Source organism: Streptomyces goshikiensis, assembly GCF_014650555.1.
GTDB classification, from domain to species: Bacteria; Actinomycetota; Actinomycetes; order Streptomycetales; family Streptomycetaceae; genus Streptomyces; species Streptomyces goshikiensis.
In genome coordinates, this window is record NZ_BMVE01000001.1 from 42,565 (window position 1) to 66,338 (window position 23,774).

The following is a 23,774-nucleotide window of genomic DNA, read 5'->3' on the forward strand; positions in this document are numbered from 1 at the left end:
GAGCCGCCCGGAGCCCGCCTAGGTGATCTTGATGGGATTCACCACGTCGGCCACGAGCACCAGCAGCGTGAAGCAGACGAACACCGCCGCCACCACGTACGCCGCGGGCATCAGGCGCGCCACGTCGAACGGGCCGGGGTCGGCGCGCCGGAAGATCCGCGCCGCGTGCCGCCGTACGGACTCCCACAGGGCGCCGGCGATGTGCCCGCCGTCCAGGGGCAGCAGCGGCAGCATGTTGAACAGGAACAGCGAGAGGTTGAACGCGGCGAGCATGCTCAGGATGTACGAGGCGCGCTCCTCGGACGGCAGGTCGAGGGCCGCGAGGTCCCCGGTGATCCGGGCCGCGCCGACGATGCCGACCGGGGAGTCGGGCTGGCGCTCGGCGCCGTTGAAGGCCGCGTCCCACAGCGCCGGGATCTTGGCGGGGAGGTTCACGAGGCCCTGCACGCTGGTCTCGACGTACTGGCCCGCGTAGTCGAGGGACTCGCCGAGGGAGAGCGGGGCGATGACGGTCTTCGAGCCGAAGCCGAGCCAGCCCGCGTCGACGTACTGGCCCTTGACGTAGCCGCCGTGGCCGTCGGACTTGGCGACCTGGTTGGCGACGAGGTTCGCCTTGAGGTCCATACGCTCCCCGTCGCGGACGACGGTGAGGGTCGCGGGGCCGATGGTGTCGCGGATCTTCTTCTGGAGGGCGGCCCAGTCCTTGACCTGCTTGCCGTCGAAGGCGACGATCCGGTCGCCCACCAGGAGGCCCGCGGCCTTGCCGGGGGCGATCTGGTCGCCGTCCTTGCAGACGTCGCGGTTCTGGCTCTGCTTCAGGACGCATTCGGAGACGGTCGCGACCTCGGTGGTCTGCTGTTTGATCCCGTAGGTCATCCAGACGCCGAAGAAGAGCGCCATCGCCAGGACCAGGTTCATGAAGGGCCCGGCGAACATCACGATGACGCGCTTCCACGGCTTGCGCGTGTAGAAGAGCCGCGTCTCGTCGCCGGGCTCCAGCTCCTCGTACGCCGCCGAGCGGGCGTCCTCGATCATGGAGCGGAACGGGGAGGTCGAGCGGGCCGAGACCTTGCCGTCCTCGCCGGGCGGGAACATCCCGATCATGCGGATGTAGCCGCCCATGGGGATGGCCTTGATGCCGTACTCCGTGTCGCCCTTCTTGCGCGACCAGATGGTCTTGCCGAAGCCGACCATGTACTGGGGCACGCGGATGCCGAAGAGCTTGGCCGTGGAGAGGTGGCCCAGCTCGTGCCAGGCGATGGAGATCAGCAGGCCCGCGACGAAGACGAGCACGCCGATCAGATTCAGCACCAGTGTCATGCGCCCGCCTCCACGGCGGCCCGGGCCGCCATCTCCTGTGCCCGGGCCCTGGCCCAGGTCTCCGCTTCGAGGACGTCCCGGACGGTCAGGGAAGTTCCCGACTCCGGTGTCCCGTGCTCATCGACCACGGCAGAGACCGTATCCATGATTGCTGTGAACGGCAGCCGACCGGCGAGGAAGGCCTCCACACACTCCTCGTTCGCCGCATTGAACACGGCGGGTGCGGTGCCGCCGAGGCCGCCGACGTGCCGGGCCAGCCCGACCGACGGGAAGGCCTCGGTGTCCAGCGGGAAGAACTCCCAGGTGGAGGCCTTGGTCCAGTCGAAGGCGGGGGCCGCGTCCGGGATCCGCTCGGGCCAGCCGAGGCCGATCGCGATGGGGCCGCGCATGTCCGGCGGAGTGGCCTGGGCGAGCGTGGAGCCGTCGGTGAACTCCACCATCGAGTGCACGTAGGACTGCGGGTGGACGACGACCTCGATGCGCTCGAAGGGGATGTCGTACAGCAGGTGCGCCTCGATGACCTCAAGGCCCTTGTTGACCAGGGTCGCCGAGTTGATGGTGATCACCGGGCCCATGGCCCAGGTGGGGTGCGCCAGGGCGTCCTTGACGGTGACGCCGGCCAGCTCGGCGCGGGTGCGGCCGCGGAAGGGGCCGCCGGAGGCGGTGACCACGAGCTTGCGCACGTCGGCCCGGGTGCCGGCGGCGAGCGCCTGGAAGAGCGCCGCGTGCTCGGAGTCGACCGGGATGATCTGGCCGGGCTTCGCGAGGGCCTTGACCAGCGGGCCGCCGACGATCAGCGACTCCTTGTTGGCCAGGGCCAGGGTCCGGCCGGCCCGGAGCGCGGCGAGGGTGGGCGCGAGGCCGATGGAACCGGTGATGCCGTTGAGGACGGTGTGGCACTCGGAAGCGGCGAGCTCGGTGGCCGCGTCGGGACCGGCCAGGATCTCCGGCAGCGGCTCGGAGGGGCCGTACTGGGCGCCCAGCGCCTCCTTCAGGGCCGGTACGACGTCCTCGCGGGCGACGGCCACGGTGTTCACCCGCAGCAGCCGGGCCTGCTCGGCCAGCAGCCCGACGCGCCCGCCGGCGGCGGACAGCGCGGTCACCCGGAACCGGTCCGGGTGGCGCAGCGCGAGATCGATGGCCTGGGTCCCGATGGACCCGGTCGACCCGAGGATGACGATGTCCCGGCGGCCGGCCGCGGCATCGAAGAGGAGGTGCGGGTCGGCGAGGGGGGCTGGACTGTCGCTCATGCCCCCCATTGTTGCCGCAACTCACGGGCGCGTGGACACGGAGTCCCCGTCGGTGACGCGCAGCAGGAGGTGCGGCAGTGTTCCGGCGAAGTCGGGGAGCGTACGGGCCACCCGCCACCAGGCGTCCGGGTCCTCGCCGAGGGCCAGGGCGAACAGCCGGTCGGCCTCGGCTCGGGCGGCGAGGACGGCGCCCGGCCGGTCGTACCGGTCGGGGTGGTCCACGGCGCCGAGCCAGTGGACCTCGTCCAGGGCCCAGCAGGCGGGCAGCTTGTGCCGGATCACGTCGGCGCCGGTGAGCAGGCCCCGGTCCAGGCAGTCCCGTACCCAGCGGACGTCCTCCTCGACGGTCTCCATGGGGACGGCGAGGCTGGCCAGGGCGAGCTCGCGCTCCACGCCGCCGGTCGCCGGCTCGGCGGCGGTGGGGGCCAGCCGGCGCACGGCCCGCGCCAGGTCGTCGTGCGGCGCGTCGGAGCCGTCCGGGCTCCCGGCCGTCCCGGCGGTCACCGCGGCCACCAGCTCCGGCAGCGGGCCCGGGAAGCCGGGGGCGTGCCGCAGCAGTTCGGACCACAGCCGGGGGTCGTCCGCCAGCGGGGCCAGCGCCCGGGTCACCGCCGCCCGCATCCCGGCCTGCTCGGGCAGCGTCCAGCGCAGGCCGGGGCAGGCGGGCAGGTGGCCCAGGAGCAGCGTACGGCGGGCGGGGGCGACGCAGGCGACGAGCTCCTCGTGGGTGAGCCGGCCCATCCGGACGGCGCGGACGGCGGGCCGGTGCCAGGAGGGCCCGTCCGCGTCGGCGGCGGGGGCGGTGAGCAGGGCGCGGACGCTCTTCTCCGGCAGGTCCGCGACGAGCAGCAGGGCCTCGGTGGAGCCGGGCGGCAGTGGCCGCCGGGCGTGCTCGGCGGCCAGCTGATCGGGGTCGAGTTCGTACGGTAGCCGCAGGACGTCGAGGGCGGCCCGGGGCCGGCGTATGCCGTGCCGGCGCAGCAGGCCGGTCAGCTCCCCGGTGGTGAGGGGGCCGTCGGCGGGGTCCCGGCCGAGCTCGGCGCGCAGCAGGGGCAGCAGCCCGGCCGGGGTCCGGCGCCGGGCGTACCGGGCGGGTCCGGGCAGCCCGGGCAGGGGCCGGCCGACGACGTGCGGGTTGCGGGCGATGTAGTGGCGGTCCGCCTCGCCGCCGTGGCGCAGCAGCAGGGTGACGGCCGAGGCGGGGAGCCACTCGTCGCGGCACAGGTACTTGCGGGTCGGCCGGTCCAGCCGGTGGAGCAGGGCGAGGGCGATGTGGTCGGACGCGTGGCGCAGGACGTGCGCCACGCACCAGGCCAGCCGCCGGCTGTCCCGGTCTTCCACGGCCGTCGACATCGCTGCCCGCCTTGCCCTCGTGCCCGTACGTGTACTCGTACTCGTACGCCTACCCGCACCCGTACTCGTACATCCTTCCGACTGGTGTCGATGATCTCAGGTCAGCGAAGTGGCCGGTGCACGTTTTTGTGCGTCGAGGGGCCGGGAGTGGCGTCCGCGATCCAGGGGCCTTCGCCGGAGGGGTCGAGCACGCCCTCCTCCAGCCAGGTGTAGGTGCCGGACAGCACGCCCTCGACGACCTTGCGGTCCAGGTCGTCGGTGTTGGACCAGAGCCGGCCGAAGAGTTCCTCGACGCGGATCCGGGACTGCCGGCAGAAGGCGTCGGCCAGCTGGTAGGCCTCGCGGCCGTGGTCGCCGCTCGCGCGCAGGTGCTCGGCGCGCACGCAGGCCGCGCTCATCGCGAACAGCTCGGCGCCGATGTCGACGATCCGGCCGAGGAAGCCCTGCTTGGTCTCCATGCGGCCCTGCCAGCGGGACATGGCGTAGAAGGTGGAGCGGGCGAGTTTGCGGGCGCTGCGCTCGACGTAGCGCAGGTGGGTGGCGAGGTCGGGGTGTCCGGCCGGGTGGAATTCGCGGTACGTGCCGGGGACCTGGCCGGCGCCGGTGGCGAGCCGGGGCAGCCAGCGGGCGTAGAACCCGGCGGCGCGGGCGCCCGCCTTGGCCTTGTCGCCGAGGTCCTTGTCGGGGTCGATGAGGTCGCCGGCCACGGACAGGTGGGCGTCGACGGCCTCGCGGGCGATCAGCAGGTGCATGATCTCCGTCGAGCCCTCGAAGATCCGGTTGATGCGCAGGTCGCGCAGCATCTGCTCGGCGGGTACGGCCCGCTCGCCGCGCGCGGCCAGCGACTCGGCGGTCTCGAAGCCGCGCCCGCCGCGGATCTGGACCAGCTCGTCGGCCATCAGACAGGCCATCTCGGAGCCGTAGAGCTTGGCGAGGGCTGCCTCGATGCGGATGTCGTTGCGGTCCTCGTCGGCCATCTGGGAGGCGAGGTCGACGACCGCTTCGAGGGCGAAGGTGGTGGCGGCGATGAAGGAGATCTTGGCGCCGACGGCCTCGTGCCGGGCGACCGGGCGGCCCCACTGCTCGCGCACGGCCGACCATTCGCGGGCGATCTTCAGGCACCACTTCCCGGCGCCGACGCACATCGCGGGCAGCGAGAGCCGGCCGGTGTTGAGGGTGGTCAGGGCGATCTTGAGCCCGGCTCCCTCGGCGCCGATCCTCTGGGCGGCGGGCACCCGGACCCGGTGGAAGCGGGTGACGCCGTTCTCCAGGCCGCGCAGGCCCATGAAGGCGTTGCGGTGCTCGACGGTGATGCCCGGCGAGTCGGCCTCGACGACGAAGGCGGTGATCCCGCCGCGGTGGTTGTCGCTCTTGGGCACCCGGGCCATCACCACGAGCAGGTCGGCGACGACCCCGTTGGTGGTCCACAGCTTCACGCCGTCGAGGACGTAGGCGTCCTCGCCGCCGTCGGTGACGGGGACGGCGGTGGTGGCCAGCCGGGCCGGGTCGGAGCCCACGTCGGGCTCGGTGAGGAGGAAGGCGCTGATGGCGGTGGTGGCGCAGCGCGGCAGGTAGGCGTCCTTCTGCTCCTGCGTGCCGAACATCTTGAGCGGCTGGGGGACGCCGATCGACTGGTGCGCGGAGAGCAGCGCCCCGATGGCGGGGCTGACCGAGCCGACGAGGGCGAGGGCCTTGTTGTAGTAGACCTGGGTCAGGCCGAGGCCCCCGTACTTGGGGTCGATCTTCATGCCGAGCGCGCCGAGCTCCTTGAGCCCGCGCACGGTCTCGTCGGGGATCCGCGCCTCGCGCTCGATGCGGGCGCCGTCAATTTCGGTCTCACAGAATTCCCGCAGCCGGGCCAGGAAGGCCTCGCCGCGCCGGACGTCCTCGTCGGCGGGCAGCGGGTGGGGGTGGATCAGGTCGAGCCGGAACCGCCCGAGGAACAGTTCCTTGGCGAAGCTGGGCTTGCGCCAGTCCTGTTCCCGGGCCGCTTCCGCGACCTGCCGTGCCTCGCGCTCGGTCACCTTGGGCTGTGTTGCGGACATGCGGGGACTCACCTCGCCGCCGGAGTCGGTGGTACCGGCCTCCTGGCCGGTGCTGCCTGTGAGTCGTACCCGCTTCGGGCCGTCGGGAAAAGGGGGACGGCCGGAGCCCCCGCACAGTGGGCTCCGGCCGTCGGCTTTTTGGCCGTACGAGAATCAGATGTCGAGGCCGGTCAGGACCAGGACTCGCTCGTACGTGTAGTCGTCCATCGCGTAGCGGACGCCCTCGCGGCCCACGCCGGACTGCTTGGCGCCGCCGTACGGCATCTGGTCGGCGCGGTAGGAGGGCGCGTCGCCGATGATCACGCCGCCCACCTCCAGCTCGCGGTGGGCGCGGAACGCGGTCTGGACGTTCCGGGTGAAGACGCCGGTCTGCAGGCCGAACTTCGAGTCGTTGACGGCGGCGAAGGCCTCGTCGGTGTTCTCGACCTTCGTCAGGGTCAGGACCGGGCCGAAGACCTCCTCGGTGGCCAGCTTGACGCCCGCCGGGACGTCGGCGAGGACGGTCGGCTCGAAGGAGGCGCCGTCGCGCTTGCCGCCGGTGAGCAGCTTCGCGCCGGCGGACACGGCCTCCTCGACCCAGGACTCGACGCGCTTGGCGGCGTCCTCGGAGACGAGCGGGCCGACGTCGGTGGCCGAGTCGGACGGGTCACCGGTGACCTGCGCCCGGACGCCCGCGACGACCTTCTCGACGAGGCGGTCGTAGACGGAGGCGTCGGCGATCACGCGCTGCACGGAGATGCAGGACTGGCCGGCCTGGTAGTTCGAGAAGGTCGCGATGCGGGTCGCGGCCCAGTCGAGGTCGGCCTCGGAGGACCAGTCGTCCAGGACGACGGCCGCGGCGTTGCCGCCGAGCTCCAGGGTGCAGTGCTTGTGGGGCACCGACTGCTGGATGGCGTAGCCGACGGTGTCGGAACCGGTGAAGGAGATGACGGGCAGGCGCTCGTCCTTCACCAGGGCCGGCATCTTGTCGTTGGTGACCGGCAGGACCGACCAGGAACCGGCCGGGAGGTCGGTCTCGGCGAGGAGCTCGCCCAGGATCAGGCCGGAGAGCGGCGTGGCCGGGGCGGGCTTGAGGATGATCGGCGCGCCGACGGCGATGGCCGGGGCCACCTTGTGGGCGCACAGGTTCAGCGGGAAGTTGAACGGCGCGATGCCGAGGACCGGGCCCTTGACGAAGCGGCGGGTCAGGGCCAGCCGGCCGACGCCGCCGGCGTCGGTGTCCAGGCGCTGGGCCTCCCCGCCGTTGAAGCGGCGGGCCTCTTCGGCGGCGAACCGGAACACGGACACCGCACGGCCGACCTCACCGCGGGCCCACTTGATGGGCTTGCCGTTCTCGGCGGAGATCAGCAGCGCGATCTCCTCGGTGCGCTCGGCGAGCCGCTTGGACACGTGGTCCAGGGCGGCGGCGCGTACGTGCGCGGGGGTCGCGGAGAACTCCGCCGTCACGGCGTGCGCCGCGGCCACGGCCTCTTCGACCTGTGCGTCGGTGGGCACGCTGACGGCGGCGACCAGCCGGCCGTCCCACGGGGAGTGGACGTCGAAGCTGGCCTCGCCGGTGGCCTGGCGGCCGGCGAGCCAGAAGGCGTGGGTGGAAGTCATACGAGATCCCGGCCCTTCGGAGTTCGTGCGGTGGGTCCTTGTCCCCACCACCGTAGAACTCCGGCCGGGATTCGTTGTTTGTCCGGCATGGAGTAGGCGGCGCCCTCCCCGCGCCGCTTTGTCACTGTCGAGCGCGCGGCGGGTCCCCGGGCTACGCCGCCGGCGGGCTGGTCTTCAGGGCGAGCCACAGCTCCATGCGTACGTCCGGATCGTCCAGGGAGCGGCCCAGGATCTCCTCCACCCGCCGCATCCGGTAGCGCAGCGTGTGCCGGTGGACGCCGAGGTCGGCCGCCGCCGCGTCCCACTGGCCGTGCCGTGAGAGCCACGCCTGGAGCGAGGCCACCAGGTCGCCGCGGCCGGTCGCGTCGTGCTCCCGCAGGGCCCGCAGCGTGCCGTCCGCGAAGGCCCGTACCGCGTCGTCGGCGAGCAGCGGGAGCACCGAGCCCGCCGCCAGGTCCTCGTGCTCCACGAGCGGCCGGCCGCGCCGCCGGGCCACGGCGAGGGCCTGGTCGGCCTGCTTGAAGGCGGCCGCCACCCCGGCCGGCCCCGCCGCCGCGGACAGGCCCACGACCAGCTCGTCCGGCTCCGGGCCGGTGGCGTCCCGGCCGCGCCGCGACTCCAGCACCTCGGCGTGCTCCGCGCACGCCTGTACGGCGCTGCCCCCGTCGGCGGCCAGTACGACGAGCCGCCCCGGCTCCGGGACCACCAGCAGCGCCTCGCCGGTGCGGGCCGCGGCCGACTCCACCGCGTCGGCCAGCGCCGCCAGGCCCTCCGGCTGCGCGGTGCCCGCCAGCGCGGGTTCGGCCACGACGATCCGGAACGGGGCCTCCAGCAGCGCCCCGTACAGGTCCCCGGCGACGGCCCGCGCGTGGTCCGCCTCCCCGGCCAGCAGCATCCGCAGCACCGCCGCGCCGAGCCGGGACTCGGCGTCGTGCAGGGACCGGGACCGTTCGGTGGTCAGGGTCAGCAGCGCGACCGCGGAGTGCACCGCGTAGCGCTCGGCGGTGCCGAGGGGGGCGCCCGTACCCACCGCCAGGGCCCCGCGCGCCCGCCGGCCGGTGCCCAGGGACTGCAGCTCGACGCGGTCCTCCGAGCCGCCGACCACCGCGCTCGCGGGCGCGGGCCGCTCCCGCAGCCGCTCCACGTCCGGGGTCAGCCGGGCCGCCCGGCGCGCGGCCCACTCCGGGGCGGCCGCGACGACCGCGCCCGAGGTGTCGTACAGCGCGGCCCAGCCGTGCACGTGCGCGGCCAGCCTGGTCAGCAGCTCGGCGGGGCCGTCGGCCGAGAGCGCGGCCCGGGTCAGCTCCCGCTGCGCCTCGAAGCCGGCGGTGACGGCGCGGTACTGGTCGGCGGCGAGGGCCGCCGAGACGGCCTTGCTGATGGCGAGGAACGGGGTCCGGCGCGGCACCTCCAGCAGCGGCAGGTCCTCGGTCCGCGCGGCCTCGACCAGGGCCTCGGGGACGGCCTCGTAGTTGACGCCGACGGCGAAGCCGATCCCGACGACCCCGGCCGCGGCGAGGCGGCGTACGTAGCGCCGCATCTCCTCGGGGTCCTCCGCGTCCAGCTTCATCGCCGTGATCAGGAGCAGCTCGCCGCCCTCCATGTAGGGGACGGGGTCGGCGAGCTCGCTGACATGGGCCCAGCGCACGGGGGTGTCGAGGCGGTCCTCCCCCGCCCGGACGCTGAGCTTGAGCGCCGAGTGCTGGACGAGCGAGGCGAGGGTGAGCGGCATCGGGTACCAGGTGCCCTAACAGGAGGTGAGGAGGCGGAGCGAGGGAGGGAAGCCGAGCCGGGCGGGGCGATTTCGCCACGGCGTACGAACGGCTCCCCTCGATTCTGCCACCTCGGCAGGGTCACCTCACCTGGATCCCGGCTCAGCCGGCGAGGCGGACCAGGAGCGGGGCCGCCCGCTCCCCCCGGACGGTCGTCAGCGAGAGCACCGCGTGCCCCGGCGGCACCGCGTTCGCGAGGTCGGAGGCGGACCAGCGCTCCCGCTCGACCTGGCGCACGGTCACCGCGTCCGTGGTCACGGCCTTGCCGGTGACCAGCTTGCGGAACGCGTGGATGGCCCGGGTCAGCGGCTGGTCGGCGAAGACGGTCCTGCTGGTGACGTCGCGCGCCTCGACCCACTCGGTGCCCCAGGCCTCGGCGAAGCGCTGCCCGTCCCAGGTGGTCACCCCGGAGAAGACCATCCGGCAGCCGACGGACCCGAGCAGCGGCGTGCGCAGCGCCTCCGGTACGTCGTCCAGCGTGCGCAGCGTCAGCAGCACGCCGGCGTTGACCGAACGCAGCCGCTGGACCCCGCGCACGGTCTCGGCGGTGAGGGTGCGCGAGGCGTCGTCGAAGGCCAGGAAGGCGAAGAGGGAGCGGTCGGCGCGGGCCGAGGCGGAGGCCGTGAACTGGGCCAGCAGCAGCCGTGCGAGCATCCGGGAGGCGTCGGCGTGGCCCCGCTCGGGGAGGTCGATCCGGACCCGCAGGGGGTGTTCGAGGGAGCGCAGCGAGAACAGCCGCGACTGGGCGGTGGTGTCGAAGAACCCGGCGAACGCGGGCCGGTCCAGCAGCGCCACCCGGTCGGCGAGCACCGCGCCGGGGTCGCCGGGGGCGCCGTGCTGGCGGTCGCGGGCGTCGAGCTCGCGGAGCATCGCGGGGTGCCCCGCGCTCTCCAGCGCCGCCCGCAGGCCGTCGACGGCGCCGGGCACCCGCTCCAGCAGCTCGCGCAGCTCGGGCACGGCCGGGAAGCGGCCGTGCACCGCGCGGAACGGCCCGAGCAGCTGGGCGAGGGCGGTCGCGGCGCGGCGTACGTCCATGCCGGGGACGTCACCGGTGAAGGCGTCGGCGAGCAGGGTCGCGGCCTCGTCGGGGTCGGTGGTGCCGCCGTAGAGGTCGAGGTCGTAGACGGAGCCGGGGTCGCCGATCCGGACGACGACGTCGTACGCGGCGTCCGGCCCGAGCTGCGATCCGGCCGCGCCGACGGCGATGACGGCGGCCTGGCCGGCCAGCGCCTGGAGCGCCAGCGACTCGACGACGGGGCGCACGAGCTGCCGGGTCTTCCCGGTCCCGGACGGCCCGACGGCGAGCAGCGAGGTCCCGAGCACGGCGGGGTCGAGCGCGAGCCGGGTCCCGCGGCGGGCGTACGGATTGCGGGCGCCGTCGTCCACGGTGCCGAGCAGCACCTGCCGGGCCAGCAGGTCGTGCCGCGCGGCCCGCACGGGCAGGTCCCGCGCCCCGGAGGGGTGCACGCAGGCGCCCGCGCCGTTGTCCCTGACGGCGTCGGCGAAGGCCTTCTGCCGCGAGGGATCGACCCGCACGGTCTCCCACGCCCGCCGGATCCGCGCGTAGTCGACGTCGTTCATCCCCCCGCCCCGCACCTCGGCCGCCAACCGATCGGCCACCTCCCCCATCCCCCCACCCCGCACCTGCCCCCACTCCACGGGGTCGTCGGCCGGGTCCTGAGCCGCGGACGGGCGCGCGGGAGCCCTGCCGGGGGCGGCGGGTGCCGCGGCGGGAGCTCCGAAGAGGCGGCGCACCGCCCGGGCCGCACCGCCGAGCCAGGCGAAGACCAGGACGACGGCAACGTCGATCACGTTCTCCGCCGTCTTGACGAGCTCGGTGTTGGCCACGTTGTCGTTCGGGGTGTACGGCAGGAACGCGTACACCAGCTGCCGGACCGGCAGCTGGTGCTGGTCGACGAGGAGCAGCGTGACGTAGGCGACCGGAACGACGGCCAGGGCCTGGACCCAGGGCCCGCGCGCCACGACCAGGCGGTTCCAGGCGGTGTGCCAGCTCCCGAGCCGGCCGAATCCGTAGAGGAGCGCCGCGACGAAGAGCGTTTCGTAGATCGGCTTGGCCTTCATCCCTCCGGTGCCCATGACGGGCTCGCCGTTGGCCTTGTACCAACTGTCGGGGGTGAAGAGGTTCAGCGGCGCGTCCCAGAACGGAATGTAGGTGTTCCGCATGAGGGACCAGACGAGGACGCAGGCCAGGAAGGAGATGACCGCGCCGCTGGCGAGAGCCCGGTCGGGGGTCTGCGGGGTCTCCACCTCGGCGCGTGGTGTGTGTCCGTACCGCCAGACGCCAGGCTCCGCGGCCGGGCGGTCGGCGCGCAGCCAGTCCGTCAGGGTCGGGGACTGGGGCGGGGCGTGGCGGGGTTTCGGGGGGTGTTCGGGAGGGGCGGACGGGCGCGGTACGCGGCCCTCGCGGGTCGTCCGTCCGTCGTACGTGCCGTCGCTGTCCATGAAACCCCTGCCCCCTGCCCGTGCCGTGCCCTGCGGCGCTCAATGTAGTTGCCCGGCGCAGCCCACGGGCGCGTACCGGGCCATGTCCACAGGACATCCGCCCGGCCACTCCTATGGCCGCCGCGGACAAGGACACGCTGGGACCACTCCCGAACGGAGCATGCCGTACCCCCGCCCCCGGGCCTAGCCTGCGGACAAAGACACAAGTGCGTCCGAAAACACCCCCCAGGAGCCCCCTATGACCGCTGTCCCGCAGGAGCGCCGCATCGTCACCGCGATCCCCGGCCCCAAGTCGCAGGAGCTGCAGGCCCGCCGTCTGGAGACGGTCGCCGGCGGCGTGGGCTCCGTCCTCCCCGTCTTCACCGCCCGCGCGGGCGGCGGCATCATCGAGGACGTCGACGGCAACCGTCTGATCGACTTCGGCTCCGGCATCGCCGTGACCTCCGTCGGCGCCTCCGCCGAGGCCGTCGTGCGCCGCGCCTCCGCGCAGCTCGCGGACTTCACCCACACCTGTTTCATGGTCACGCCGTACGAGGGTTACGTCGAGGTCTGCGAGGCCCTCGCCGAGCTGACCCCGGGCGACCACGCCAAGAAGTCGGCGCTGTTCAACTCCGGCGCCGAGGCCGTCGAGAACGCCGTCAAGATCGCCCGTGCGTACACCAAGCGTCAGGCCGTCGTCGTCTTCGACCACGGCTACCACGGCCGTACGAACCTGACCATGGCGCTGACCTCGAAGAACATGCCGTACAAGAACGGCTTCGGCCCGTTCGCCCCCGAGGTCTACCGCGTCCCGGTCGCCTACGGCTACCGCTGGCTGACCGGCGCCGAGAACTGCGGCCCCGAGGCCGCCGCCCAGGCGATCGACCAGATCACCAAGCAGATCGGCGCCGACAACGTCGCCGCGATCATCATCGAGCCGGTCCTCGGCGAGGGCGGCTTCATCGAGCCGGCCAAGGGCTTCCTGCCGGCGATCGTGAAGTTCGCCAACGACAACGGCATCGTCTTCGTCGCCGACGAGATCCAGTCCGGCTTCTGCCGCACCGGCCAGTGGTTCGCGTGCGAGGACGAGGGCATCGTCCCGGACCTGATCACCACCGCCAAGGGCATCGCGGGCGGCCTGCCGCTCGCCGCCGTGACGGGCCGCGCCGAGATCATGGACTCCGCGCACGCGGGCGGCCTGGGCGGCACCTACGGCGGCAACCCGGTGGCCTGCGCCGGTGCGCTGGGCTCCATCGAGACCATGAAGGAGCTCGACCTCAACGCCAAGGCGAAGAAGATCGAGTCCCTCATGAAGGCCCGTCTGACGGCCATGCAGGAGAAGTACGACATCATCGGCGACATCCGCGGCCGCGGCGCCATGATCGCGATCGAGCTGGTCAAGGACCCCGCGTCCAAGACCCCGTTCCCGGAGGCGGCCGGCGCGCTCGCCAAGGCCTGCCACGCCGAGGGCCTGCTCGTCCTCACCTGTGGCACCTACGGCAACGTGCTCCGCTTCCTCCCCCCGATCGTCATCGGCGAGGACCTGCTGAACGAGGGCCTGGACATCCTGGAGGCCGCGTTCGCGGGCATCTGAGCGAACGCCCGAACGCAGTGGCCCATCCGTACCGCCGGTAACGGTCGGGCACTGTGAAGAAGGTGTGGGGGGCCGATGGCGGGAGCGCGTTCCTGCTGTCGGTCCCCCTTTTGCTGCCGTACGGTTTCTGCAGATGAGTGAGACAGCCCGTTCCCGGGAGACCGGGGACGATCCCGGCACCGGGCTTCCCCAGCGCCGTACCGGGCATGCGTTCGCGCACCCTCCTCACCGATCGGACGGCCGTCCGCCCCAAACCCCCCGGGGCTCGCGGCAACCCGATCCGGGCGGCCGTCCCGGAACCATCCCCCCTGTTCCGGGACGGCCGGCCACTCACCTCCTCCTTCTCCTCCTCGCCCTGACGGGCCTTGCCCTGACGACCTGGCAGGTCCTGGTCTCGGGCCCGCTGCTCGCGCCCGACGAGAGCCTGAGCCGCGCCCTCGTGCGCAAGGTCCCCGACGCCGTCACCGAACGCCTCGCCGACCTCGGCAACATCCAGGTCGCCGTACCGGTCCTGGCGCTGGCGATGGCGTACTCCGTCCGGCGCTCCCGCGCCTGGGCCCCCGCGCTGACGGCGGGTCTGGCGATGGCCCTGGTGCCCGCGCTGATCGTCCCGCTGAAGGAGTGGACCGCCCGCCCGGGCCCGCTGGAGCCCTGGGCGGCCGGGTACTACCCCTCGGGCCACACGGCCACCGCGGCCGTCGCCTACCTCGGCGCGGCCCTGCTGGTCCGCCCGTACGCCCGCCGTCCCTGGCCGCTCCCCCTGGCCCTCGCCCTGACGGCGGCCACGGCCTGCGGCCTGATCCTGCGCGGCTTCCACTGGCCCCTGGACGTCCTGGCCAGCTGCTTCCTGTGCGTACCCCTGCTCCTGGCGGTACGCCGGGCGACGGGCCGGGGGCCGGGCCGGGAGCCTGGTCAGCCGCCGGAGTAGGCCTCGGGGCGAGGCGGACACCGCGAGGGCGGCGCCCGGCGCGATCCGGACCGCTCCCCCCGTCAAGGCCTCCAGCCCTCCCCGCCCGGCTCCCGGGCCGCGGCCTCGTGCATCGCGAGCTCCAGCAGCGCCGGGTCGGTGAGCGTCCCGCGGCCGTCGGGGACCACCAGCCAGCGCACCCCGCCCGCGTCCCGGCCCGGGTACGGGACCACGACCCAGCTCCCGCGCCCGGCCCCCCGTACGCCCGTGCCGAGCCAGTGCGAGGCGGTCCCGGCGGGAACGAAAAAGCCCAGCCGGGCGTCGCCGGAGTCGGCGAGCACCGGGCCGGGCGGGCCCTTGAGCCGGGTCAGTACGTCGAGGGTGGGCCTCCCCAGCGCCCCCGGCAGGATCAGCACGTCCCAGTGCCGGCCGGCGGGCAGGAGCGCGACCCCGAGGGGGTTGCGCTCCCATTCCCACCGGCAGGCATCCGGATCCGGCGCCGCCGAAACCAGCCAGTCCACCGCCGTTTTGGACCCCGGGGTCGTCATCGCCCGGCCTCCGTTCCCTGTGTCTCGGTGACGTTCTCACCAGGACAGAGCGGGGCCGGGCGCGATGATGACGCGGGATGCGCCACCTCGTGGGGGTGAACCGGCTCACACCACGAAGGGGCGGGTACCCGCGGCGCGCGCTAGCTGTCGAAGCCGAGGCCGAACCGGTCCAGGGCCCTCAGCCACAGGTTCCGGCGGCCGCCGCGGGCGTCGGCCCGGGCCAGCGACCACTTGGTCAGCGCGATCCCCGTCCAGGCGAACGGCTCCGGCGGGAACGGCATGGGCCGGGACTTGACCATCTCCAGCTCCGTGCGCTCGGTGCGGGCCCCGTCCAGCAGGTCCAGCATCACGTCCGCCCCGAAGCGGGTGGCCCCGACGCCGAGCCCGGTGTAGCCGGCCGCGTAGGCGACCTTGCCGCCGTGCGCGGTGCCGAAGAACGCGGAGAAGCGCGAGCAGGTGTCGATGGCGCCGCCCCAGGCGTGGCTGAACTTGATGCCCTCCAGCTGCGGGAACGCGGCGAAGAAGTGCTGGGCGAGCAGCAGGTAGGTCTCGGGGCGGTGGTCGTACTCCGAGTCCAGCTTGCCGCGGTAGGGGTAGATGGCGTCGTAGCCGCCCCACAGGATGCGGTTCTCCGGGGTGATCCGGAAGTAGTGGAACTGGTTGGCGCTGTCGCCGAGGCCCTGGCGGTTCTGCCAGCCGATGGCCTTCAGCTGCTCGGCGGTGAGGGGCTCGGTCATCAGCGCGTAGTCGTACACCGGCACCGTGAACGGGCGGATCCGCTTGACCAGCGAGGGGAAGATGTTCGTGCCCAGCGCCACCCGGCGGGCGAAGATCCGGCCGTACGGGGTGCGGACGGCCATACCGGAGCCCGAGGCGGCCAGGGACAGCCCGCGGGTGTTCTCGTAGATCCGTACGCCCAGCGAGAGGCAGGCCCGCTTGAGGCCCCAGGCGAGCTTGGCGGGGTTGAGCATGGCGACGCCGTCGGTGTCCCACAGGCCCGCGAGGAAGGTCGGCGAGTCGATCTCGGCGCGCAGTTCGTCCCGGTCGAGCCAGCGCGAGCCGCCGGCCAGGCCCAGCTTCTCGGCCTCCTCGTACAGCTCGCGCAGCTCCTCGACCTGGTGGGGCTCGGTGGCGACGTCGATCTCGCCGGTGCGCTCGAAGTCGCAGTCGATGCCGAAGCGGGCGATGGCGGCCTCGATCTCGTCGAGGTTGCGGGCGCCCAGCTCCTCCAGCTTGGCGAGTTCGCCGGGCCAGCGGGCGAGGCCGTTCGAGAGGCCGTGCGTGAGCGAGGCCGCGCAGAAGCCGCCGTTGCGGCCGGAGGCGGCCCAGCCCGCCTCCTTGGACTCGATCAGGACGACGTCCCGCGCGGGATCGCGCTCCTTGGCGATCAGCGCGGTCCACAGCCCGCTGTACCCACCGCCGATGACGAGCAGGTCGCAGGCCTCGTCGGAGGTCAGCGCCGGCTCCGCGGCGGGCTTGCCGGGGTCGTCCAGCCAGTACGGGACCGGCAGTGCTCCGGAAAGCGATTGGGCGACACTTCGCATGGCGACTGGGGCCATGGCTTCCAACTCCCTACAGAGTTACTTGGGCTGCGCGTTCTTGCGGCGGTTCCCGACCATCTGGCCGGCGAGGACCACCAGCACCGCGATGACGAACATCGCCGTACCGATGACGTTGATCTGCACGGGCGTACCGCGCTGGGCCGATCCCCACACGAACATGGGGAAGGTGACGGTGTTGCCCGAGTTGAAGTTGGTGATGATGAAGTCGTCGAAGGAGAGCGCGAAGGAGAGCAGCGCACCGGCCGCGATACCGGGCGCGGCGATCGGCAGGGTGACCCGTACGAAGGTCTGCACCGGCCCCGCGTAGAGGTCGCGGGCGGCCTCCTCCAGCCGTGGGTCCATCGACAGGACGCGCGCCTTGACGGCGGCGACGACGAAGCTGAGGCAGAACATGACGTGGGCGATCAGGATCGTCCAGAAGCCCAGCTGGATGCCCATGTTGAGGAAGAGCGCGAGCAGCGAGGCCGCCATCACGATCTCGGGCATGGCCATGGGCAGGAAGATCAGAGAGTTGACCGCGCCGCGCGCCCGGAACCGGTAGCGGACGAGCGCGAAGGCGATCGCCGTGCCGAGCACGGTGGCGCCGATGGTGGCCCACAGGGCGAGCTGGAGCGACAGGGCCAGGGAGCCGCACATGTCGGCGACCCCGCAGGGGTCCTTCCAGGCGTCGAGCGAGAACTCCTGCCAGGCGTAGTTGAAGCGCCCGGTGGGGTTGTTGAAGGAGAAGACCGTGACGACGAGGTTCGGCAGGATCATGTAGGCGAGCGTGCCGAGACCCGCGATCACGACGAGATTGCGGCGAAGCCAACGCATCAGACCAGGTCCTCCGTTCCCGCTCGGCGGATGTAGACGGTGACCATGATCAGCACGATGGCCATGAGGATGAACGACAGCGCGGCCGCCGTCGGGTAGTCGAGGATCCGCAGGTACTGCGACTGGATGACGTTTCCGATCATCCGGGTGTCCGTGGATCCGAGCAGCTCCGCGTTGACGTAGTCGCCGCTCGCGGGGATGAAGGTCAGCAGCGTTCCGGAGACCACGCCCGGCATCGACAGCGGGAAGGTCACCTTCCGGAAGGTCGTGGAGGGGCGGGCGTACAGGTCCCCGGCCGCCTCGTGGAGGCGGGTGTCGATGCGCTCCAGCGAGGTGTAGAGCGGCAGGATCATGAAGGGGAGGAAGTTGTACGTCAGACCGCAGACGACGGCGAGGGGCGTGGCGAGCACCCGCTCCCCCTCGGTCATCCCGAGCCAGCTGGTGACGTCCAGGACGTGCAGGGTGTTGAGGACGTCCACCACCGGGCCGCCGTCGGCCAGGATCGTCTTCCAGGCGAGCGTGCGGATCAGGAAGCTGGTGAAGAAGGGGGCGATGACCAGCACCAGCAGCAGGTTGCGCCAGCGGCCCGCCTTGAAGGCGATCAGGTAGGCCAGCGGGTAGCCGAGCAGCAGGCACAGCACGGTCGCGGTGGCGGCGTACAGCAGGGAGCGCAGGAACTGCGGGTAGTACTCGGTCAGGGCGTCCCAGTACGTCTGGAAGTGCCAGGTGACCTTGAAGCCCTCTTCGAGGGAGCCGGTCTGCACCGAGGTGGAGGCCTGGTAGAGCATCGGCAGGACGAAGAACACCAGCAGCCACAGGATGCCGGGGAGCAGCAGCCAGTACGGGACGAGCCGCTTGCGCAGGGACGCCTTGTGGACCGGGGGTTCGGCGGGGGCCACGGCCTGCGGCGGCGCGGCGGTGGCGGTCATGCGCCCTCCTCGACCGTCTCGATGCCGGCGTCTATGTCCTGAGCGGCATCGAGGCCGAAGGTGTGCTCCGGGTTCCAGTGCAGGACCACCTCGGCGCCGGGGGCGAGGCGTGCGTCGCGCTCGATGTTCTGGACGTACACCTCCAGCTCCGGGCAGACGGGGCTGTCGATGACGAACTGGGTGGAGACGCCGATGAAGGAGGAGGCGGCTATCGTGCCGCGGATCTTGTTGCGGCCGGCCGCGACGGTGTCCTCCTCGTCCGCGTGGACCAGGGATATCTTCTCGGGACGCACCCCGACCAGCAGCTTTCCGCCGGCCTTGGGCGTGGTCGAACATCGGGCCGCGGGCAGCCGCAGCGTGGCGCCCGCCGAGCCGACCGTGACGTCGGCGGCGCCGGCCTCCAGGACCTCGGCCTCGATGAGGTTGGAGGTGCCGAGGAAGTTGGCGACGAAGGTGGTCTTCGGGTTCTCGTAGAGATCGGCGGGGGCGCCGAGCTGTTCGACGCGCCCGCCGTTCATCACGGCGACCGTGTCGGCCATGGTCATGGCCTCTTCCTGGTCGTGCGTGACGTGGACGAAGGTGATGCCGACCTCGGTCTGGATCCGCTTGAGCTCCAGCTGCATCTGGCGGCGCAGCTTGAGGTCGAGGGCGCCGAGCGGTTCGTCGAGGAGCAGCACCTGCGGGTGGTTGATGAGCGCGCGGGCGACGGCCACGCGCTGCTGCTGGCCGCCGGAGAGCTGGTGCGGCTTGCGCTGCGCGAACTGGCCGAGCTCGACCAGCTCCAGCATGTCCTCGACCTGCTTCTTGACGGACTTGATGCCGCGGCGGCGCAGTCCGAAGGCGACGTTCTCGTAGATGTTCAGGTGCGGGAAGAGCGCGTAGCTCTGGAAGACCGTGTTGACGGGCCGCTTGTACGGCGGCAGCTGGGTGACCTCGCGGTCGCCGAGACTGACCGTGCCGGTGGAGGGCTCCTCCAGGCCGGCGATCATCCGCAGGGTGGTGGTCTTTCCGCAGCCTGAGGCGCCGAGCAGGGCGAAGAAGGAGCCCTGGGGGATGGTGAGATCGAGCGGGTGCACGGCGGTGAACGAGCCGTAGTGCTTGCTGATCCCGGCGAGGCGGACGTCGCCGCCCGCGGTCTTGTCAGTCATGGGTCGCGGCCTTCGGTGGTGGTGTCGTCGGAAGGGTGCGGGAGCGCGGGCGGCGTACGGAGCCCGTCAGGCTCCGATGAGCTTGGCGAACTTCTCTTCGTACGCGGTCTCTTCCTCGGAGGTGAGGGAGCGGAAGGAGTGGGCCTTGGCGGCCATCGCCTTGTCCGGCACGATCAGGGGGTTGTCCGCGAGCGCGGGATCGATCTTGGCCAGCTCGTCCTTGACGCCCTCGACCGGGCAGACGTAGCTGATGTACGCGGCGAGCTGGGCGGCGACCGCGGGCTCGTAGTAGTAGTCGATGAGCTTCTCGGCGTTGCCCTTGTGCCGGGCATGGGCGGGCACCAGCAGGTTGTCGCTGGAGCTGATGTAGCCGGCGGCGGGGATCGAGTACTTGATGTCCGGGTTGCCGGCCTGGAGCTGGATGATGTCGCCGGCCCAGGCCAGGCAGGCGGCGAGGTCGCCCTTGTCGAGGTCGGAGGTGTAGTCGTTGCCCGTGAAGCGGCGGATCTGCTTCTTCTCCACGCCCTTCTGGAGCCGGCCGACGGCTCCGTCGAAGTCGGCGGTGGTGAAGGTGGCCGGGTCCTTGCCCTGGTCGAGCAGGGTCATCCCGACGCTGTCGCGCATCTCGGTGAGGAAGCCGACCCGGCCCTTGAGGGAGGGGTCGTCGAGCAGCTGGGTGACGGAGTCGACCTTCTTGCCGTCGGTGGCCTTGGAGTTGTAGGCGATGACGGTGTCGATGCCGGTCCAGGGGTAGCTGTACGAGCGGCCCGGGTCCCAGTCGGGGGTGCGGAACTGCGGGATCAGATTGGCGTAGGCGTGCGGGAGGCGGGAGGGGTCCAGCTTCTGCGCCCAGCCGAGCCGGATGATGCGGGCGGCGAGCCAGTCGGTGACCACGATGAGGTCGCGGCCGGTGTCCTGGCCCGCCGCGAGCTGCGGGCGGATCTTGCCGAAGAACTCGACGTTGTCGTTGATGTCCTCGGTGTACTTGACCTTGATCCCGGTCCGCTTGGTGAACTCCTCCAGCGTGGGACGGGACTTCTCGTCGTCGCTGGTGTCCATGTACTCGGTCCAGTTGGAGAAGTTGAGCTCCTTCTCCTGGGCCGAGCGGTCGTCGGAGGCCGCCGCCGCGCCGCCCTCCCGCTTGGCGGGCGGGATCCCGCAGGCGGTCAGGGAGGCCAGGGCGCCGAGGGTGAGCGCGCCGGCTCCGGAGGCGCGCAGCAGCGAACGGCGGGTGAGGGCGCCGCGGCCGTCGGTGAGGCTGCGCCGCATCGCGGCGAGTTGCGCCGCCGAGAGGCGGTCGGGCTCGAACTGCTCCATGGGCTGTGCCCTTTCGGGAGGGGTGCCGCTGGTCGGGCGGCGGCTGGATGCCACGCGGCGGAGGGGGCCGCGTCTTCGTTAGGCGCGGTCCCCGAAGATCGTGCGGTGCCAGTCCTTCGCGGCGACCGCGGTGTTGTCGAACATGACGTGCTTGACCTGCGTGTACTCCTCGAAGGAGTAGGCGCTCATGTCCTTTCCGAAGCCGCTCGCCTTGTAGCCGCCGTGGGGCATCTCGCTGATGATCGGGATGTGGTCGTTGACCCAGACGCAGCCCGCCTGGATCTCACGGGTGGCGCGGTGGGCCCGGTAGAGGTCCCGGCTCCAGGCGGAGGCGGCGAGCCCGTACGGGGTGTCGTTGGCCAGCGCGATGCCCTCGTCGTCGGTGTCGAAGGGCAGCACGACGAGGACCGGGCCGAAGATCTCGGACTGGACGACCTCGCTGTCCTGGGCGGCGCCGGCGATCAGGGTGGGCCGGTAGTAGGCGCCTGCGGCGAGTTCCCCGCCGGGGACCTCGCCGCCGCTGACGACGGTGGCGTACGCGCGGGCGCGCTCGACGAAGCCGGCGACGCGGTCGCGCTGGGCGTGCGAGACCAGCGGGCCGAGGTCGGTGGTGGCCGCGAAGGGGTCGCCGAGGCGGACGGTCTCCATCAGCTCGGCCACCCGGGCCACGAAGGCGTCGTGCAGCGGGCGCTGGACGTAGGCGCGGGTGGCGGCGGTGCAGTCCTGGCCGGTGTTGATGAGGGAGGCGGCGACCGCGCCGTGTGCCGCGGCTTCCAGGTCGGCGTCGTCGAAGACCAGGAAGGGCGCCTTGCCGCCGAGCTCCAGGTGGAGCCGCTTGACGGTGGCGGTGGCGATCTCGGCGACGCGCTTGCCGACGGCGGTGGAGCCGGTGAAGGAGGTCATGACCACGTCCGGGTGGCCGACCAGGTGCTCGCCCGCCTCCCGGCCGGCGCCGCTGACGATGTTGATCACGCCGTCGGGCAGGCCCGCGTCCTTGGCCGCCTGGGCGAACATCAGGGAGGTCAGCGGGGTGATCTCGGCGGGCTTGAGGACGATGGTGTTGCCCGCGGCGATGGCCGGGAGGATCTTCCAGGCGGCCATCTGGAGCGGATAGTTCCAGGGCGCGATGGAGCCGACGACCCCGATGGCCTCGCGGCGCACGTAGGAGGTGTGGTCGCCGGAGTACTCGGCGGCGGCCTGCCCCTGGAGGTGGCGCGCGGCGCCCGCGAAGAAGGCGGTGTTGTCGATCGTCCCCGGGACGTCGAACTCCGTGGACAGCTTGATCGGCTTGCCGCACTGGAGGGACTCGGCGTACGCGAAGTCCTCGGCCTGCTCGGCCAGCACGGCGGCGAAGCGGTGCAGGGCGTCGGAACGCTCGCCGGGGGTGGCGCCGGACCAGCCGGGGAAGGCGCGCTTGGCGGCGGCGACGGCCTCGTCCACGTCCGCGGTGCTCGCGAGTTCGTAGGTCAGGACCTCCTCGCCGGTGGCCGGGTCGATGACCGTGTGTGACCGGCCCGAGGTGCCGGACCTGAGTTGTCCGTCGATGTACTGCGCGCCGTCTGCGAAGCGGTCCTTAACCTGGAAGCGGTTACCCATCACGCTCTCACGCTCTCCTAGCTACAGTTCGAGCTACAGCTCGAATTGATTGCCGATCCTGACAGAGGTGGCCCCCTCGGCCAAGTGATTCCGTTGTTGCCTTTTGATTACGCGACGGAATCGGTCGACCATGTGTCGAGGCACACCGAAAATCCCGTACGAAGTGTCAGTGGCGACTGCCACACTCGCGTGCATGGAGATGATCGACGCCCTGATCAAGCAGGTCAGCAGTGGTGAACGGGTGAAGTTCCTGCCGTTCTGGGGACACCGGCCGAGGCCCGACGGATCGCTCGGGCCGAGCTGCCTGAGCCAGTGGTGGCCGTCCGCTTTCACTGTGGGTGACGTCCGGTACGCAACGGCGGAACACTGGATGATGGCCGGCAAGGCACGGCTGTTCGGGGACGCCGAGGCCGAGCGCGCCGCCCTGGAGGCGACGAGTCCGGCGGCCGCGAAGAAGGCCGGGCGGCTGGTGCGCGGCTTCGACGACGCGCTGTGGGAGCGGGAGCGGTACGCGCTCGTGGTGGAGGGCAGCGTCCACAAGTTCGGCTCCGACCCGGCGCTGCGGGCGTACCTGCTGGGCACCGGGGAGCGGGTGCTGGTGGAGGCGAGCCCGATGGACCGGATCTGGGGCATCGGGCTGGGCGCCGATGACGAGCGCGCGCTGGACCCGGCCCGCTGGCGCGGGCTGAACCTGCTGGGCTTCGCCCTGATGGAGGCCCGCGAGCGGCTGCGGACGGACGCGCGGGCGGCGGCCGAGCGGGAGTGAGCCGGGCGGCCGGAATGCCGGCCGGCGGGACCGAGCGGAAGGGCCGGGCCCGGGCAGCGACTGCCCGGGCCCGGCCCCTTCGTCAGGTCAGACCTTCTCGTGGTTCTGCGAGTTCGAGTACGGGCTGTCGTAACCCGAGTCGTCGTCGATGTCCCCGAGGTCGGCGAGCAGGCCGAAGCCCATGATCACCAGCAGGAGGCCGCCCAGCACCATGCCGATCACGCCCAGGATCAGACCGGCCAGCGCCATGCCCCCGTTGGTGGCCTCGCCGCGGCTGGCCCGGCCCCGGCCCAGGGCGCCGAAGACGATGGCGCCGATGCCGAGAGCGACCGAGAAGACGCTGGTGACGCAGGCGACGACCGAGAGGATGCCGAGGACGAGCGAGGTGACGCCGAAGCTGTTGTTCGGCTGCGGTGTCCCGTAGGCCGGGTAGGCGCCGGCGCCCGGGTATCCGGGGTAGCCGTAACCGCCCGGGGCCTGCGGCTGTACCGGGTAGCCGTAGCCGCCCGGGGCGGGCTGCGACGGGTACCCGTAGCCCGGCGCCATCGGCGGGGCCCCGGGTATCGGGCCGGGTATCGCACCCGGTGCCTGCGGCTGCGGCTGCGGACCGGCCTGCGGGAAATCGCCCCCCGGCATTCCCGCGATGGTCTGCTGATCGTGCACCGACGGCGCGGGCGGCGTGAACGGCGCGGACTGCCCGGCCGGCGCACCCGACACGCCCGGCGCGCCCTGCTGCTTGGCCGGATCGGCCGCCTGCCGCTCCGGCGGCGCCCACGGGTCTCGCGGCTCGGGGCTGTGGTCGGTCATACGGCG

The 23,774-nt window shown here is 72.4% G+C and carries 18 protein-coding genes; 3 read left to right on the forward strand and 15 right to left on the reverse strand.

The annotated features are described in order from the left end of the window. Window positions 1-18 precede the first annotated feature (18 nt). The 7 genes from IE248_RS00190 to IE248_RS00220 form a co-directional block, all read right to left on the reverse strand. Entirely contained in the window at window positions 19-1,320 is a 1,302-nt protein-coding gene (locus IE248_RS00190) for a M50 family metallopeptidase (RefSeq protein ID WP_073798422.1), read from the reverse strand. Then, entirely contained in the window at window positions 1,317-2,570 is a 1,254-nt protein-coding gene (dxr, locus tag IE248_RS00195; protein ID WP_229895070.1) for a 1-deoxy-D-xylulose-5-phosphate reductoisomerase, read from the reverse strand. The genes IE248_RS00190 and dxr overlap by 4 nt, the downstream gene beginning before the upstream one ends. Window positions 2,571-2,591: 21 nt before the next feature. Then, window positions 2,592-3,923 (reverse strand): hypothetical protein, encoded by a 1,332-nt coding sequence (locus IE248_RS00200; RefSeq protein ID WP_190029731.1) that lies wholly within the window; start codon window positions 3,921-3,923, stop codon window positions 2,592-2,594. Window positions 3,924-4,024: 101 nt separating this feature from the next. Further along, entirely contained in the window at window positions 4,025-5,968 is a 1,944-nt protein-coding gene (locus IE248_RS00205) for an acyl-CoA dehydrogenase family protein (RefSeq protein ID WP_037791065.1), read from the reverse strand. Between the two features lie 153 nt (window positions 5,969-6,121). Next, complete coding sequence (locus tag IE248_RS00210) at window positions 6,122-7,567, reverse strand: aldehyde dehydrogenase family protein (RefSeq protein ID WP_190029732.1); 1,446 nt, start codon at window positions 7,565-7,567, stop codon at window positions 6,122-6,124. A gap of 151 nt (window positions 7,568-7,718) precedes the next feature. Next, complete coding sequence (locus tag IE248_RS00215) at window positions 7,719-9,299, reverse strand: PucR family transcriptional regulator (RefSeq protein ID WP_073776458.1); 1,581 nt, start codon at window positions 9,297-9,299, stop codon at window positions 7,719-7,721. A 142-nt stretch (window positions 9,300-9,441) separates the two neighbouring features. After that, window positions 9,442-11,802 carry an ATP/GTP-binding protein gene (locus tag IE248_RS00220; protein WP_073798418.1) on the reverse strand — a complete coding sequence of 787 codons (2,361 nt, stop codon included), beginning with the start codon at window positions 11,800-11,802 and terminating at the stop codon, window positions 9,442-9,444. Between the two features lie 238 nt (window positions 11,803-12,040). On the opposite strand from IE248_RS00220, the gene gabT reads away from it, so the two are divergent. Continuing rightward, the gene (gabT, locus tag IE248_RS00225) at window positions 12,041-13,375 is read left to right on the forward strand and encodes a 4-aminobutyrate--2-oxoglutarate transaminase (protein WP_008737649.1); all 1,335 of its coding nucleotides are present in this window, start codon (window positions 12,041-12,043) and stop codon (window positions 13,373-13,375) included. 439 nt (window positions 13,376-13,814) lie between these two features. Then, window positions 13,815-14,303, forward strand: coding sequence for a phosphatase PAP2 family protein (locus IE248_RS37095; protein ID WP_229895071.1), 489 nt, complete (start codon window positions 13,815-13,817; stop codon window positions 14,301-14,303). Between the two features lie 62 nt (window positions 14,304-14,365). Here IE248_RS37095 and IE248_RS00235 read toward each other — a convergent pair whose 3' ends face one another. The 7 genes from IE248_RS00235 to IE248_RS00265 all read right to left on the reverse strand — a co-directional run bounded on the left by IE248_RS00235 (window position 14,366) and on the right by IE248_RS00265 (window position 22,195). Next, window positions 14,366-14,830, reverse strand: coding sequence for a bifunctional DNA primase/polymerase (locus IE248_RS00235; protein ID WP_190029734.1), 465 nt, complete (start codon window positions 14,828-14,830; stop codon window positions 14,366-14,368). A gap of 140 nt (window positions 14,831-14,970) precedes the next feature. Beyond that, window positions 14,971-16,389, reverse strand: coding sequence for an NAD(P)/FAD-dependent oxidoreductase (locus IE248_RS00240; RefSeq protein WP_190029735.1), 1,419 nt, complete (start codon window positions 16,387-16,389; stop codon window positions 14,971-14,973). A 21-nt stretch (window positions 16,390-16,410) separates the two neighbouring features. Then, entirely contained in the window at window positions 16,411-17,205 is a 795-nt protein-coding gene (locus tag IE248_RS00245) for an ABC transporter permease (protein WP_008737642.1), read from the reverse strand. Further along, the gene (locus IE248_RS00250; RefSeq protein WP_008737640.1) at window positions 17,205-18,134 is read right to left on the reverse strand and encodes an ABC transporter permease; all 930 of its coding nucleotides are present in this window, start codon (window positions 18,132-18,134) and stop codon (window positions 17,205-17,207) included. The genes IE248_RS00245 and IE248_RS00250 overlap by 1 nt, the downstream gene beginning before the upstream one ends. After that, window positions 18,131-19,282, reverse strand: a complete 1,152-nt coding sequence (locus IE248_RS00255; protein ID WP_008737638.1) for an ABC transporter ATP-binding protein — start codon at window positions 19,280-19,282, stop codon at window positions 18,131-18,133. The genes IE248_RS00250 and IE248_RS00255 overlap by 4 nt, the downstream gene beginning before the upstream one ends. 66 nt (window positions 19,283-19,348) lie before the next feature. Beyond that, entirely contained in the window at window positions 19,349-20,599 is a 1,251-nt protein-coding gene (locus IE248_RS00260) for a polyamine ABC transporter substrate-binding protein (RefSeq protein WP_073798415.1), read from the reverse strand. A 78-nt stretch (window positions 20,600-20,677) separates the two neighbouring features. Next, window positions 20,678-22,195 carry a gamma-aminobutyraldehyde dehydrogenase gene (locus IE248_RS00265; protein ID WP_073798414.1) on the reverse strand — a complete coding sequence of 506 codons (1,518 nt, stop codon included), beginning with the start codon at window positions 22,193-22,195 and terminating at the stop codon, window positions 20,678-20,680. Window positions 22,196-22,388: 193 nt separating this feature from the next. On the opposite strand from IE248_RS00265, the gene ybiA reads away from it, so the two are divergent. Beyond that, entirely contained in the window at window positions 22,389-22,961 is a 573-nt protein-coding gene (ybiA, locus tag IE248_RS00270) for a riboflavin biosynthesis intermediates N-glycosidase (RefSeq protein ID WP_100582788.1), read from the forward strand. A gap of 87 nt (window positions 22,962-23,048) precedes the next feature. Here ybiA and IE248_RS00275 read toward each other — a convergent pair whose 3' ends face one another. Beyond that, window positions 23,049-23,768: a DUF4190 domain-containing protein gene (locus tag IE248_RS00275; protein WP_190029736.1), complete on the reverse strand. Its 720-nt coding sequence runs from the start codon at window positions 23,766-23,768 to the stop codon at window positions 23,049-23,051. Window positions 23,769-23,774 lie beyond the last annotated feature (6 nt).